Origin of the sequence: Streptomyces sp. NPDC002870 (genome assembly GCF_042888505.1) — a bacterium.
In the GTDB taxonomy this organism is placed as follows: Bacteria; Actinomycetota; Actinomycetes; order Streptomycetales; family Streptomycetaceae; genus Streptomyces.
In genome coordinates, this window is record NZ_JBIAPW010000029.1 from 87009 (window position 1) to 101945 (window position 14937).

Below are 14937 nucleotides of genomic sequence, written 5' to 3' on the forward strand. Positions count from 1 at the left end.
TCTTCTTCCACGAGGACGACATCGGCCACTGGGAGAACGCTAGTCCTCCGCCCCCCGCCGCCCGATCTTGTTGCCCAGCCACACCAGCGGGGCGTACTTCCGGTCCACCGCGCGCTCCTTCAGCGGGATCAGCGCATTGTCGGTGATCTTGATGCCCTCGGGGCACACCTCCGTGCAGCACTTCGTGATGTTGCAGTAGCCCAGACCGTGCTCGTCCTGGGCGGCCTTCTTGCGGTCCAGACCCGCCTGCGCGGCCGCGTCCAGCGGGTGCATGTCCAGCTCCGCCACCCGCATCAGGAAGCGCGGACCGGCGAACGCCGCCTTGTTCTCCTCGTGGTCGCGCACCACATGGCAGGTGTCCTGGCACAGGAAGCACTCGATGCACTTGCGGAACTCCTGCGAGCGCTCCACATCCATCTGCTGCATCCGGTACTCGCCCGCCCGCACCCCCGGCGGCGGCACGAACGAGGGCACCTCGCGTGCCTTGGTGTAGTTGAAGGACACATCCGTCACCAGGTCCCGCACGACCGGGAACGCCCGCAGCGGCGTCACCGTGATCGTCTCCTCGCGCGTGAAGACCGACATCCGGGTCATGCACAGCAGCCGCGGCCGGCCGTTGATCTCCGCGCTGCACGAACCGCACTTGCCCGCCTTGCAGTTCCAGCGGACCGCGAGATCGGAGGCCTGGGTGGCCTGGAGGCGGTGGATGATGTCGAGGACGACCTCCCCGTCATTGACCTCGACGGCGAAGTCCTCCAGCTCCCCGCCGTCCGCATCACCGCGCCAGACCTTGAAGGACGCTGTGTAGCTGCTCACTCGTAGAGCTCCTCTTCGGCGAGGTACTTGACCAGCTCCTCCTTCTCGAAGAGAGCGAGCAGGTCGGGACGGATGGGTTCGGTCGTCTTCCGTACGAGCGCGATCTGGCCGCGCACCGGGTCGGTGGCCGCCAAACCGCCGGTGGGGTCGACGAGTTGGCACAGCAGATTGGCCCGCCGCCACTCGCGCTCCATGGCCGGGCAGTCCTCGCGGGTGTGCCCGCCGCGGCTCTCCGTGCGCTCCAGCGCGGCCCGCGCGATGCACTCGCTGACCAGCAGCATGTTCCGCAGGTCCAGCGCGAGGTGCCAGCCGGGGTTGAACTGCCGGTGCCCCTCGACCCCGGCGCGCCGCGCCCGTACCCGAAGACCCGCCAGCTTCTCCAGCGCCTGCTCCATCTCCGCCCCGCGCCGGATGATGCCGACCAGGTCGTTCATCGTCTGCTGGAGCTCCTGATGGAGGGTGTACGGATTCTCCGGCGGCTTCCCGGTCTCCTCGCCCGGCTGCGGTCCCTCGGCGCTGAACGGACGCAGCGCCTCCGCCGCGGCCTCGTCGATCTGCCCGTCGTCCACCGCCGGGCGGTCGCTGAGCCCCTGCGCGTACTCGGCCGCGTGCAGACCCGCCCGTCGTCCGAAGACCAGCAGGTCGGACAGCGAATTCCCGCCGAGCCGGTTGGAGCCGTGCATGCCGCCCGCGACCTCGCCCGCCGCGAACAGGCCGGGAACCCCGACCGCGGCCGCGGTGTCGGACTCGACGGCGATGCCGCCCATCACGTAGTGACAGGTCGGTCCGACCTCCATCGCCTCCGCCGTGATGTCGACGTCCGCCAGCTCCTTGAACTGGTGGTACATCGACGGCAGCCGACGCCGGATGACCTCGGCCGGCATCCGGGTCGAGACATCCAGGAACACGCCGCCGTGGGGGGAGCCGCGGCCGGCCTTGACCTCGGAGTTGATGGCGCGGGCCACCTCGTCGCGCGGCAGCAGCTCGGGCGGACGCCGGTTGTTGTCCGGGTCCTCGTACCAGCGGTCGCCCTCCTCCTCCGACTGCGCGTACTTCTCCTTGAAGACGTCGGGAATGTAGTCGAACATGAACCGATTGCCCTCGGAGTTGCGCAGCACACCGCCGTCGCCGCGCACCGATTCGGTGACGAGGATCCCCTTCACCGAAGGCGGCCAGACCATCCCGGTCGGATGGAACTGCACGAACTCCATGTTGAGCAGCGGTGCGCCCGCGAGCAGCGCCAGCGCGTGCCCGTCGCCGGTGTACTCCCACGAATTGGATGTCACTTTGAAGGACTTGCCGATACCGCCGGTGGCCAGCACCACGGACGGGGCCTCCAGCACGAAGAAGCGCCCGGACTCCCGCTCGTAACAGAACGTCCCGGAAACCTTTTCGCCGTCCTTGAGGCTGTGCTCTTTCAGGACGCGGGTGACCGTGCACTCCTGGAAGATCTTCAACCGGGCTTCGTAGTCGCCGAATTCTTTCTGGTCCTCCTGCTGCAGCGAGACGATCTTCTGCTGGAGCGTACGGATCAGCTCCAGGCCGGTCCGGTCGCCGACGTGCGCGAGCCGCGGGTACTCGTGCCCGCCGAAGTTGCGCTGGGAGATCTTCCCGTCGGCCGTGCGGTCGAAGAGTGCGCCCCAGGTCTCCAGCTCCCAGACCCGGTCGGGCGCCTCACGCGCGTGCAGTTCCGCCATCCGCCACTGGTTGAGGAACTTCCCGCCGCGCATGGTGTCGCGGAAGTGCACTTCCCAGTTGTCCCCGGGGTTCACATTGCCCATGGAGGCGGCGATGCCGCCCTCGGCCATCACGGTGTGGGCCTTGCCGAAGAGGGACTTGCAGATGACCGCCGTGCGCGCGCCCCGCTCGCGCGCCTCGATGGCGGCCCGCAGGCCCGCGCCGCCCGCACCCACCACCACGACGTCCCACTGCTGTCGTTCGAGTTGCGTCATGTCAGAACAACCTCGGATCGTCGAAGGCACCGGACGCGACGAGATAGACGTAGAAGTCGGCGAGCGCGACGCTGAACAGCGAGGTCCATGCGAGCAGCATGTGACGGTCGTTCAGCTTGCCGACCCAGCCCCACAGGCGATAGCGCACCGGGTGTTTGGAGAAGTGCCTCAGCCGGCCGCCGATGATGTGCCGGCAGGAGTGGCAGGAGAAGGTGTACGCCCAGATCAGCACGATGTTGACCAGGAGGACGAGGGTGCCGAGGCCCATATGGCCCCACTCGTAGTGCTCGTCGCGGAAGGCGAGCACGGTGTCGTACGTGAGGATTCCGGCGACCGGAATCGCCGCGTAGAAGAAGTACCGGTGGATGTTCTGCAGGATCAGCGGGAAGCGGGTCTCGCCGGTGTACTTCTTGTGCGGCTCGGCGACCGCGCAGGCCGGGGGCGATGCCCAGAAGCCCCGGTAGTAGGCCTTGCGGTAGTAGTAGCAGGTCAGCCGGAAGCCGAGCGGGAAGATCAGGATCAGCAGGGCCGGGGACAGCCCCCACCAGCTGCCGAAGATCTCCCAGTTGGGGCCGTCCCGCATCGGCGCGCAGTTCTCCGCGAGGCAGGGCGAGTAGAACGGCGAGACATACGGCGCCGCGTAGTAGTCGGCATTGGCGAATGCCCGCCATGTCGCGTAGACGATGAAGGCGAGCAGCCCGGCGGCGGTCACGGCGGGCGACAGCCACCAGAGGTCGGTGCGCAGATGGCGCGGTCCGATGGTGGCGCGGGTGGCGCCGTGCACGCCCGTATTGACTTGTGGTGGTTCAGTACCTGTGGCCAACGAGGTCTCCTAGGGAGCGTGCCGGTCTCGGACGCCCAGGCCCTCGTCGTCCGAATCCGTCCACAGCGCGTTGTTGTACGGGACGTCGGGGATGGTGACCAGCTCGGGGCGGCCCGGTGTCTTCGTGCCCGGTGTGATCGGCTCGGCACTCGTGGCCGGGCCGGCGCCACGCAGCTGATCGACGGTCTGCTCCAGCTCTCCGACACGCTGGACCAGCTCGTCGAGGCGCCGCTGAATCGCCGTCAGGTCTTCCTGCTGGGACATGGCTTGTCCTCACTTCCGCAGGGTGCGGTGGCATGGCTCATGCGCCTGCGAGTGTCGCGCGTCACGTCCCCGCTTGTGAAGGGACGTGCAGGGATTCCCGGCGCATGCGCTTTCAGCGCGCCCCTTGTGTTTCGGATATCACTACCCACATTTTCTCCCTTTCGGTACCACTGTGCCCGGTTCTGCGTTGGGCCGCACGGGTGACCTTGCTGTTGGTCGCGCCGTGTCGCCGCCGCCTGTCGCGCACCTTCCCCTTCAGTGGATGGGAATCGGTGTGATCATCTCCAAAATCCGCAAAATTGGACGAAGAGGTACAAGTGATGTCCAAGGTCGACGCACCACGCGGGAGGGCATGCTCCCGGATGCTCCGCTCTGTCGCGCTGCTCACCAGCGGGGTCCTCGCTCTGCCCGCACTGTCGGGCTGCAGCTCGGACGAGCCCGACATCGGCAAGGCCGCGGCCCAGGACATCGCGCCCGCCGGACGCGATCTGGTCGCCGACGGAGGGACGCTGCGCTGGGCGGTCGACGCCTCGCCCACCACGCTCAACGTCTTCCAGGCCGACGCGGACGCCGCCACTACGCGTATCGCCGGGGCCGTGCTCCCCTCCCTGTTCACCCTCGACCAGAGCGGCCGTCCGCAGCGCAACCCCGACTATGTGGAGTCCGCCGAGATCGTCAAGCGCGAGCCCAAGCAGGTCGTGCTCTACAAGCTCAACCAGGAGGCGGTGTGGAGCGACGGCCGGGAGATCGACGCGGCCGACTTCGTCTCCCAGTGGCGCGCGCTGAGCGGCAAGGACTCCGCGTACTGGACCGCGCGCAACGCCGGCTACGAGCGGATCGAGAAGATCGAGCGCGGCGCCAACGGCCTCGAGGTCAAGATCACCTTCAAGAGGCCGTACGCGGACTGGCAGTCCCTCTTCACCCCGCTCTACCCGAGGGAGGTCACCGGCAGCCCGACCTCCTTCAATGACGGGGCCCGCAGCACGCTCAAGGTGATGGCCGGCCCGTTCCAGCTGAAGGCCGTCGACCGCGTGTCGGGCACGACCACTCTCGTACGCAATCCCCGCTGGTGGGGGGAGCGGGCCAAGCTGGAGCGGGTGGTGCTGACCGCCGTGCCGCGCGACCAGCGCGCCGCCGCGCTGGCCGAAGGCAGCCTCGATCTCGCTGAGGTCGACCCCAGCACCGCGGACCGGATGGCCCTCGTGGCACGGGACAAGAAGAGCGCGGGCGGCCAGCAGCTCGCCCACGGCTATGTGCTCCGCAAGTCGCTGGAGCCCGTATACACCCAGCTCGCGCTGAACGGCGAGAAGGGACCGCTCGCCGACGACCGGGTGCGCCGCGCTGTGGCCCGGGCGCTGGACCGCAAGGAACTGGCCGAGACCGTACTGGCCCCGCTCGGTCTGCCCGCCGCCCCGCCCGGCAGTCATCTGGCACTGGCCGGGCAGCGGGCGTACGCCGACAACAGCGCGGCGCTCGGTGAGCAGGACACCCAGGAGGCGCAGGCACTGCTGGCCGACGCCGGCTGGACGCGCGCCGGAGCACGCATGAAGCCCGACCCGGCCAAGGCGGGCGGCGAGGGCGACGGCGAAGGAACGCAGTCGCCCAGCCCGGCCGAGCCGAAGAAGGCCGAGCCGAAGAAGGCCGAATCGAAGAAGGCCGACAAGGCTTCCGCCGAAGGGCTCTACATCGTCGGCGACGACAAGCCCGGCAGCGGCGGCCACGGCCCCGAGTCCGGCAGCAGCGCTACGCATGTCCTCGCGCCCGCCCCCGCCGCGGCCCTCCAGGGCATGGCCCTGCAACGCCAGGCCGAGTCCCTCGACGACGACCCCGCGACCAGACCCCGGACGAACGCCGCGAAGCAGCGGGGCGAAGTCGCCGGAGCGTACGCCCCGCGCGGCACGGCCGCCCCCGCCCGGGCGGCCGGCCCGGTCGGCAAGGACGGCAAGCCGCTCACCCTCCGCTTCGTCCTCCCCGCGGGCCATGGCTCCGAGGCGCTGCGCACCGTGGGCGACAAGATCGCGCGGATGCTGAACCGCATCGGTGTGCGCACCGAGATCACCAAGGTCGCCGACGAAAGCTACTTCAAGGACCACATCGCATCGGGCGACTACGACCTGGCGCTGTACTCCTGGCCCGCCACCGCCTTCCCGGCGACCGACGCCCGACCGATCTTCGCCAAGCCCGTGCCCGCCTCCGACGGTTCACTGCTGGTGGAGCAGAACTACACCCGCGTCGGCTCCGACCACATCGACCAGCTCTTCGACCGGGCGGCCGCCGAGCTGGACGAGGACGCCTCCCGCGACCTCGTGCGCAGGGCCGATGCCCGGATCTGGGCCGCGGCCGGATCCATCCCGCTCTACCAGCGCCCCGAGCTGGTCGCGGCCAAGCCCGCGGTGGCCAACGCGGGCGCCTTCGGCTTCGCGGCACCCCGCTATCAGGACATTGGCTTCAAGAAGCCCAAGGACACCAAAACTACCAAGAAGTAGCAGGTCAGAACCTCAGAACTGGCTCAAGTCCCTTGCCCGCCGGCGTCGCCGGCGGGCAAGATCGTGACCACCCTTGACCCGGGCTTTCGACCCGCTCCACTGCACACCGCAGCACACCCCCAGCGCTCCACGATCCCCTTCCCGATCGGGCCGGGAAGCCCCCGACGCGTCGGCCCCGTACCATAGGACTAGCCGTGGCGTGTCCGCCCGGCGGGCGGACGAGGCTACGACCGTCAGACGCCTGATCCCACGATCGAGAGAAGCGCTAGTCAGCATGCCCACGCGCCACGACATCCGTAACGTTGCCATCGTCGCCCACGTCGACCACGGCAAGACCACCTTGGTCGACGCCATGCTGAAGCAGGCGGGCGCTTTCGCCGCGCATGCCGCCGAGCACCTCGACGACCGCATGATGGACTCGAACGACCTGGAGCGTGAGAAGGGCATCACGATCCTGGCGAAGAACACCGCCGTGAAGTACCACCCCAAGGCCGGCGGGGACCCGATCACCATCAACATCATCGACACCCCCGGCCACGCCGACTTCGGCGGCGAGGTGGAGCGCGGTCTGTCCATGGTGGACGCGGTCGTCCTGCTCGTCGACGCCTCCGAGGGCCCGCTCCCGCAGACCCGCTTCGTGCTCCGCAAGGCGCTGCAGGCCCGGATGCCCGTCATCCTCTGCATCAACAAGACGGACCGCCCCGACTCCCGGATCGACGAGGTCGTCAATGAGACCTACGACCTGTTCCTGGACCTGGACGCGGACGAGGAGCAGATCGAGTTCCCGATCGTCTACGCCTGCGCCCGTGACGGCGTCGCCTCGCTGACCAAGCCGGAGGACGGCACCGTCCCGCCCGACAGCGAGAACCTGGAGCCGTTCTTCAACACGATCCTCGAGCACGTCCCGGCCCCGGAGTACGACGAGGCCGCGCCGCTCCAGGCTCACGTCACCAACCTGGACGCCGACAACTTCCTCGGCCGTATCGCGCTCTGCCGCGTCGAGCAGGGTGAGCTGAAGAAGGGCCAGACCGTCACCTGGATCAAGCGTGACGGCTCGATGTCCAACGTCCGCATCACCGAGCTGCTGATGACCGAGGCGCTCACCCGCAAGCCCGCCGAGAAGGCGGGCCCGGGCGACATCTGCGCGGTCGCCGGATTCCCGGACATCATGATCGGCGAGACTCTGGCCGACCCCGAGAACCCGATCGCGCTCCCGCTGATCACGGTCGACGAGCCCGCGATCTCGATGACCATCGGTACGAACACCTCGCCGCTGGTCGGCAAGGGCGGCAAGGGCCACAAGGTCACCGCCCGCCAGGTGAAGGACCGCCTGGACAGGGAGCTGGTCGGCAACGTCTCGCTCCGCGTCCTGGACACCGAACGCCCCGACACCTGGGAGGTCCAGGGCCGTGGTGAGCTCGCGCTGGCCATCCTGGTCGAGCAGATGCGCCGTGAGGGCTTCGAGCTGACCGTCGGCAAGCCCGAGGTCGTCACCAAGCAGGTCGACGGCAAGACGCACGAGCCGATCGAGCGCATGACGATCGACTCTCCCGAGGAGCACCTCGGCGCCATCACGCAGCTGATGGCGACCCGCAAGGGCCGTATGGAGACGATGACCAACCACGGCTCGGGCTGGATCCGCATGGAGTGGATCGTGCCGTCCCGCGGACTCATCGGCTTCCGTACGGAGTTCCTGACCCAGACCCGCGGCACGGGCATCGCGCACTCCATCTTCGAGGGCCACGAGGCCTGGTTCGGCGAGCTGCGCACCCGTAACAACGGCTCGCTGGTGGCGGACCGTTCGGGCTCGGTGACGCCGTTCGCGATGATCAACCTCCAGGAGCGCGGTGTCATCTTCACCGAACCCGGCACCGAGGTGTACGAGGGCATGATCATCGGCGAGAACTCGCGCGCCGACGACATGGACGTGAACATCACCAAGGAGAAGAAGCTCACCAACATGCGTGCGGCTTCCGCGGACACGACGGAGAACGTCGTCCCGCCGCGCAAGCTCTCCCTGGAGCAGTCGCTGGAGTTCTGCCGCGACGACGAGTGCATCGAGGTGACCCCGGAGACGGTCCGTATCCGCAAGGTCGTCCTGGACCAGAAGGAGCGCGGCCGCACGGCTTCCCGCGCCAAGCGCAACTGACGCCCCATCACTGACGGTCCGGCCCCTCGCAGAAACTTGCGGGGGGCCGGACCGTTCGTCAACTCGTTTTCCTGGCCCGAGTGTCCGCATATCGGCTAGCGCTCTCCGGAACATGTGTTAACGGTCCGTTTCGCGGGTGTCTGTCTGTGCTCGCTTTGTCCGGATTTCGGGCTGACAGGGTCCGGCGATGTTGTCAAAACGAGACCCTTTAAGTGTGGTTTACGGCTCGGGCGTACTCAATAGTTGGCTCCATTGAGCTCGGGTCAATGGGTCACGCGCTGTGGGGAGCGCCGACTCACGAGCACACTCGGGGTACTTGACGTGTTCGCTGTCAGGGGTGTCAGCGCGCGTAGATGTACCTCTCTTGTAGTGACAAGTGGACTCATGAGGAGGAACCCATGCGCGGTGCCAAGAGCGCCAAGTGGGTAGCTGGTGCGGTAATCGTCGCTCTGGCAGCGACCGCCTGTGGTGGCGGTAGCGACAGTGGCTCCGACGCCAAGGGTGAAGTGGACCCGAACGGGATCTTCTCCATCGAGCTGGGTGAGCCGGAGAAGCTCCTGCACACCGGCGACACGATGGAGTCCAACGGCTCCGCCGTCATGGCCGGCCTGTTTTCGACCCTGGTCGACTACAAGGCCGACGGCTCGCTGGAGATGATCAACGCCGAGTCGGTGGAGACCACCGACTCCAAGACGTGGACCGTCAAGCTCAAGAAGGGCTGGACCTTCCACGACGGCACCCCGGTGACCGCCAAGTCCTATGTGGACGCGTGGAACTGGAACGCCAACATCAACAACGCCCAGGGGCTGTCCTCCTGGTTCGCGGACATCAAGGGCTTCGACGCCCTGCACCCGGAGAAGGAAGGCGCCAAGCCGACCGCCGAGGCCATGGAGGGCCTCAAGGTCGTCGACGACACCACCTTCACCATCGACCTGAAGAGCGCGGTCCCGGCCTTCGGTCACAAGCTCGCCTACATCGTCTTCGCCCCGCTGCCGGCGTCCTTCTACAAGGACGCGAAGGCTGCGGGCGAGAAGCCGGTCGGCAACGGTCCCTACAAGTTCGACAGCTGGGACCACAAGAAGCAGATCAAGATCGTCCGTTACGACGATTACAAGGGCCCGAACAAGGCGAAGAACGGTGGTGTGCTCTTCAAGAACTACACCACCCTCGAGGCCGCCTACGAGGACCTGAAGTCCGGCAACGTCGACGTCCTGCGTCAGATCGGCCCGAAGGACCTCCCGGTCTACCGCGCCGACCTCGGCGACCGCGCCGTCGACCAGGCGTACTCCGCGATCCAGACGCTGGCCATCGCCTTCTACGCGGACCAGTGGAAGAAGCCGAAGCAGGTCGACCCGAAGGTCATCCAGGGTCTGTCCATGGCCATCGACCGCGCCACCATCACCAAGACGGTGCTGCAGGGTACGCGTGAGCCGGCCACGGGCTGGGTCGCCAAGGGCGTCGTGGGATACCAGGACAACGCCGCGGGCGACGTCACCAAGTTCGACCCCGCCAAGGCCAAGGAGCTCATCAAGGCCGGCGGCGGCGTCCCGAAGAACGAGATCTTCATCCAGTTCAACGCGGACGGCGGCCACAAGGAGTGGGTCGACGCCGTCTGCAACAGCATCACCCAGGCGACCGGCGTCAAGTGCACCGGTGACAGCAAGCCGGACTTCCAGGCCGACCTGACCGCTCGTAAGAGCCAGCAGGTCAAGTCGATCTACCGCTCCGGCTGGGTGCTGGACTACCCCGTCAACTCCAACTTCGTCAGCGACCTGTTCCGTACGGGTGCTGCGGGTAACCAGGGCGGATTCTCCAACAAGGCGCTCGACGCCAAGATCGCGGCTGCTGACAGCGCCGCGACGCTTGACGACTCGGTGAAGCAGTTCCAGGCCATCGAGAAGGACCTGGTCAACTACATGCCGTCGATCCCGCTCTGGTACTACAAGGTCAACGCGGGCTACTCGGAGAAGGTCTCCGGCGTCAAGTACGGCCAGGACGGTGACCCGATCCTGACTGGCGTCGAGGTCAAGAAGTAATCGCCCAGGCGTAGTCCGAAAGCCGTTGCGGGGCTGACGTATCGCCAGCCCCGCAACGGCGCCTTACGCAGCGGCTGGGGGGCCCTTCCACGACATTCGCGTACCCATCGGGGCGCGGTTGCCGGGGGAGGGCCCGTCGGCTGCGGCTGTCACATCTCAACGGAGGCATGATGGGGCGCTATGTCGCACGACGACTGCTCCAGATGATCCCGGTATTCCTCGGGACAACCTTTCTGATCTTCTTCATGGTCTACAGCCTGCCTGGCGACCCCGTGGCGGGGTTGTTCGGCGACAAGGGCGTCGACCCGGCGACCCTCGCGGCGAAGAGACGTGAACTGGGGCTGGATCTCCCGATCTGGGAGCAGTACTGGAACTACATGACCAATATCGTCCTGCACTTCGACTTCGGTAACCAGATCCGCAATGGGCGGCCGGTCACCGAGGTGCTGGGCGACGCGTTCCCCATCACGCTGCAGCTTGCGGCGCTGGCTTTCGCCTTCGAGCTCATCTTCGGCATCGGCCTCGGTGTCATCGCCGGTCTGCGGGCCGGCCGCCTCGCCGACAACGCGATCCTGATCTTCACGCTGCTGATCATCTCGATCCCGGTCTTCGTCCTCGGCTTCATCATCAAGATGGTCTTCGCCTTCGAGCTGGGCTGGATGGCGCCGAACGTCAGCAACGAGCAGAAGTGGTCCGAGCTGATCGCGCCGGCCATCGTGCTCGGCGGCCTCTCGCTCGCGTACGTCGCCCGGCTCACCCGCACCTCGATGGCGGAGAACCTGCGCGCCGACTACATGCGCACGGCCGTGGCCAAGGGTCTGCCCAGGCGCCGGATCATCGGTGTCCACCTGATGCGCAACTCGATGATCCCCGTCGTCACCTTCCTCGGCACCGACATCGGCGCCCTGATGGGCGGCGCGGTCGTCACTGAAGGCATCTTCAACGTCAAGGGCATCGGCGGCGTCATCTACGAGTCGATCAGCCGACGTGAGGGCACCACCCTGGTCGGTCTCGTCACCGTCCTGGTGCTCGTCTACCTCGCCACCAGCCTGCTCATCGACCTGCTGTATGCGGTCCTGGACCCGAGGATCCGTTATGCCTGACGTGACCAAGACCGCGGCTGCCGCGACCGAGGACGCCATCGCGCCGCCCTCCGCCGCCGCGCCCGCGCCCCAGAAGCCGGACAAGGCGCGCAGCCTGTGGGGAGACGCCTGGCAGGACCTCCGCCGCAACCCCTACTTCCTGGTCGCGTCCGTCCTGATCTTCTTCCTGCTGGTCATCACGGCCTTCCCGAGCCTGTTCACCAGCGCCTCGCCCACGGTCGGCGACCTGGTGAACCACTACCTCGGCAAGCCGGAACTGGCCAGCGTCGGCTCGGAGGGCTGGCTCGGCTATGACGGTCAGGGCCGCTCCGTGTACGCCCGCCTCATCCACGGCACCCGTGCCTCCGTCATCGTCGGCATCTGCGTCACCCTGATCGTCACCATCGTCGGTGGCATCACGGGCATGATCGCCGGCTACTTCGGCGGCATCACGGACGCGATCCTCTCCCGGATCACCGACATCTTCTTCGGTATCCCGTTCCTGCTCGGTGCCATGGTCGTGCTGCAGTCCTTCACCGAGCGCACCATCTGGGTGGTCGTCTTCGCCCTCGCGTTCCTCGGCTGGACCCAGATCACCCGCGTCATGCGCGGTGCGGTGATCACCATCAAGCAGGCCGACTACGTCCACGCCGCCAAGGCCCTCGGTGCCGGCACCACCCGGATCCTGTTCCGGCACATCCTGCCGAACGCCATGGCCCCGGTCATCGTCGTCGCGACCATCGCGCTGGGCGGCTACATCTCGGCAGAGGCGACCCTGTCGTACCTGGGTCTGGGCCTCTCCTCGCCCATCGTTTCCTGGGGCGTCGACATCTCCACCGGTGTTCAGCAGATCCGTACGGCGCAGCACATCCTGCTGTACCCGTCGATCATGCTCAGCATCACCGTTCTGGCGTTCATCATGCTCGGCGAAGCAGTTCGCAACGCCCTCGACCCCAAGCTGCGCTGAGGAGGGCGTAAGACATGACCATCATCGACAACACCGCGTCTGTCCCCGCCCCGCGCGACGGCAACGACTACGAGGGCTCCCTGCTCGAAGTCCGCGACCTGCATGTGGAGTTCCACACCCGTGATGGTGTGGCCAAGGCGGTCAACGGCGTCAACTACAGCGTGAACGCCGGTGAGACGCTCGCCGTGCTCGGCGAGTCCGGCTCCGGCAAGTCCGTGACCGCGCAGGCGATCATGGGCATCCTCGACATGCCGCCCGGCAAGATCCCGCAGGGCGAGATCTTCTTCCGCGGCGAGGACATGCTCAAGATGTCCTACGAGGAGCGCAGGCAGATCCGTGGCCGCAAGATCGCCATGATCTTCCAGGACGCGCTCTCCTCGCTGAACCCGGTCCTCACCGTGGGCTACCAGCTCGGCGAGATGTTCCGTGTCCACCAGGGCCTGTCCAAGAAGGACGCCAAGGCCAGGGCCATCGAGCTGATGGACAAGGTCAAGATCCCGGCCGCCAAGGCCAGGGTCAACGACTACGCGCACCAGTTCTCGGGCGGTATGCGCCAGCGCATCATGATCGCGATGGCGCTCGCCCTGGAGCCGGACCTGATCATCGCCGACGAGCCGACGACCGCGCTGGACGTCACCGTCCAGGCCCAGGTCATGGAGCTGCTCGCGGAGTTGCAGCGCGAGTACAACATGGGCCTGATCCTGATCACCCACGACCTCGGCGTGGTCGCCGACGTCGCGGACAAGATCGCGGTCATGTACGCGGGCCGGATCGTCGAGACCGCCCCGGTGCACGAGCTGTACAAGCGCCCCGCGCACCCGTACACCCGCGGCCTGCTCGACTCCATTCCGCGCCTGGACCAGAAGGGCCAGGAGCTCTTCGCCATCAAGGGTCTGCCGCCCAACCTGCTGCGCGTTCCGTCCGGTTGTGCGTTCAACCCGCGCTGCACCAAGGCGGAGGACATCTGCCGCTCCGAGATCCCGGCACTGCTTCCGGTCACCGAGCAGGACGGCACGGAACTGGTCGGCCGCGGCAGCGCGTGCCACTTCTGGAAGGAGACGATCCATGGCTGAGCTCAAGAAGTCCGACGCGACCCCGTCGGAGGACTCTGACGCGACCCCGAACGTCTCCGAGGTGGAGACGGTCGACGCCGCCACCGAAGCCGAGGCGGTCGCCGCCATCGACGCGCCCGTCTCGCAGGGTGAGCCGATCCTTCAGGTCCGCAACCTGGTCAAGCACTTCCCGCTGACCCAGGGCATCCTGTTCAAGAAGAAGGTCGGCGCGGTCAAGGCCGTCGACGGGATCTCCTTCGACCTCTACCAGGGCGAGACCCTCGGCATCGTCGGCGAGTCCGGCTGTGGCAAGTCCACCGTCGCCAAGCTGCTGATGACGCTGGAGACCGCGACCGCCGGCGAGGTCTTCTACAAGGGCCAGGACATCACCAGGCTCTCCGGCCGTGCGCTCAAAGCCGTACGCCGCAACATCCAGATGGTGTTCCAGGACCCGTACACCTCGCTGAACCCCCGTATGACGGTCGGCGACATCATCGGGGAGCCCTTCGACATCCACCCGGAGGTGGCGCCCAAGGGCGACCGCCGCCGCAAGGTCCAGGAGCTCCTGGACGTCGTGGGCCTCAACCCGGAGTACATCAACCGGTACCCGCACCAGTTCTCCGGCGGTCAGCGCCAGCGCATCGGCATCGCCCGCGGCCTGGCGCTCAACCCGGAGATCATCATCTGTGACGAGCCGGTCTCGGCCCTGGACGTCTCCGTCCAGGCGCAGGTCATCAACCTGATGGAGAAGCTGCAGGACGAGTTCAACCTCTCCTACATCTTCATCGCCCACGACCTGTCGATCGTCCGGCACATCTCGGACCGGGTCGGCGTCATGTACCTCGGCAAGATGGCCGAGATCGGTACGGACACGCAGATCTACGACCACCCGACGCACCCCTACACCCAGGCGCTGCTGTCGGCGGTCCCGGTCCCCGACCCGGAGGCCCGCGAGGGCCGCGAGCGGATCATCCTCACCGGCGACGTCCCGTCTCCGGCGAACCCGCCGTCCGGCTGCCGTTTCCGCACCCGTTGCTGGAAGGCCGAGGCCAAGTGCGCCGAGGAGATCCCGCTGCTTGCGGTCCCGGAGCGCTTCAAGGGCGCGGACACGCCGGCGGCGCACGAGTCCGCGTGCCACTTCGCCGAGGAGAAGGACGTCGTCCACGCGGCGTAGTGCTGCTCCGTACGTGAACGGGGGCGGGGGGGGGGCCCCCCCGCCCCCGCCCCCCCCCCCCCCCCCGCCCCCCGGGGGGGGCGCGGGGGGCGGGGGGGGGGGGCCCCGGCGCCCCCCCCCCTGTTGGGGGTGTTTT

11 protein-coding genes are annotated in these 14937 nt (G+C 67.5%); 7 read left to right on the forward strand and 4 right to left on the reverse strand.

Translation table 11 applies throughout. From position 1 onward, the window contains the following. Positions 1-39: 39 nt before the first annotated feature. The 4 genes from ACFYWY_RS28705 to ACFYWY_RS28720 are packed head-to-tail and all read right to left on the reverse strand — an operon-like array spanning position 40 to position 3855. Positions 40-816, reverse strand: a complete 777-nt coding sequence (locus ACFYWY_RS28705; RefSeq protein ID WP_389191094.1) for a succinate dehydrogenase/fumarate reductase iron-sulfur subunit — start codon at positions 814-816, stop codon at positions 40-42. Continuing rightward, entirely contained in the window at positions 813-2768 is a 1956-nt protein-coding gene (locus ACFYWY_RS28710; RefSeq protein ID WP_389191097.1) for a fumarate reductase/succinate dehydrogenase flavoprotein subunit, read from the reverse strand. The genes ACFYWY_RS28705 and ACFYWY_RS28710 overlap by 4 nt, the downstream gene beginning before the upstream one ends. A gap of 1 nt (position 2769) precedes the next feature. Then, positions 2770-3591, reverse strand: a complete 822-nt coding sequence (locus tag ACFYWY_RS28715) for a hypothetical protein (protein ID WP_389191101.1) — start codon at positions 3589-3591, stop codon at positions 2770-2772. Between the two features lie 9 nt (positions 3592-3600). Beyond that, positions 3601-3855, reverse strand: a complete 255-nt coding sequence (locus ACFYWY_RS28720) for a hypothetical protein (RefSeq protein WP_389191104.1) — start codon at positions 3853-3855, stop codon at positions 3601-3603. Positions 3856-4175: 320 nt separating this feature from the next. Here ACFYWY_RS28720 and ACFYWY_RS28725 point away from each other — a divergent pair, with 320 nt between their 5' ends. From ACFYWY_RS28725 to ACFYWY_RS28755, 7 genes are all read left to right on the forward strand, one after another. After that, the gene (locus tag ACFYWY_RS28725) at positions 4176-6341 is read left to right on the forward strand and encodes an ABC transporter family substrate-binding protein (RefSeq protein WP_389191106.1); all 2166 of its coding nucleotides are present in this window, start codon (positions 4176-4178) and stop codon (positions 6339-6341) included. A 274-nt stretch (positions 6342-6615) separates the two neighbouring features. Continuing rightward, a complete protein-coding gene (gene typA, locus ACFYWY_RS28730) occupies positions 6616-8490 on the forward strand; it encodes a translational GTPase TypA (protein ID WP_389191109.1) in 1875 nt (624 codons plus the stop codon). Between the two features lie 398 nt (positions 8491-8888). Continuing rightward, complete coding sequence (locus tag ACFYWY_RS28735; protein ID WP_389191112.1) at positions 8889-10526, forward strand: ABC transporter substrate-binding protein; 1638 nt, start codon at positions 8889-8891, stop codon at positions 10524-10526. A 170-nt stretch (positions 10527-10696) separates the two neighbouring features. Continuing rightward, entirely contained in the window at positions 10697-11629 is a 933-nt protein-coding gene (locus ACFYWY_RS28740; RefSeq protein WP_389191136.1) for an ABC transporter permease, read from the forward strand. Then, on the forward strand, positions 11622-12575 hold the full coding sequence (locus ACFYWY_RS28745) for an ABC transporter permease (RefSeq protein WP_389191115.1): 954 nt from the start codon (positions 11622-11624) through the stop codon (positions 12573-12575). Before ACFYWY_RS28740 ends, ACFYWY_RS28745 begins: the two co-directional genes overlap by 8 nt. Before the next feature lie 14 nt (positions 12576-12589). Continuing rightward, positions 12590-13648, forward strand: a complete 1059-nt coding sequence (locus ACFYWY_RS28750) for an ABC transporter ATP-binding protein (protein ID WP_389191118.1) — start codon at positions 12590-12592, stop codon at positions 13646-13648. Continuing rightward, entirely contained in the window at positions 13641-14801 is a 1161-nt protein-coding gene (locus tag ACFYWY_RS28755; protein WP_389191121.1) for an ABC transporter ATP-binding protein, read from the forward strand. The genes ACFYWY_RS28750 and ACFYWY_RS28755 overlap by 8 nt, the downstream gene beginning before the upstream one ends. Positions 14802-14937: the final 136 nt, after the last annotated feature.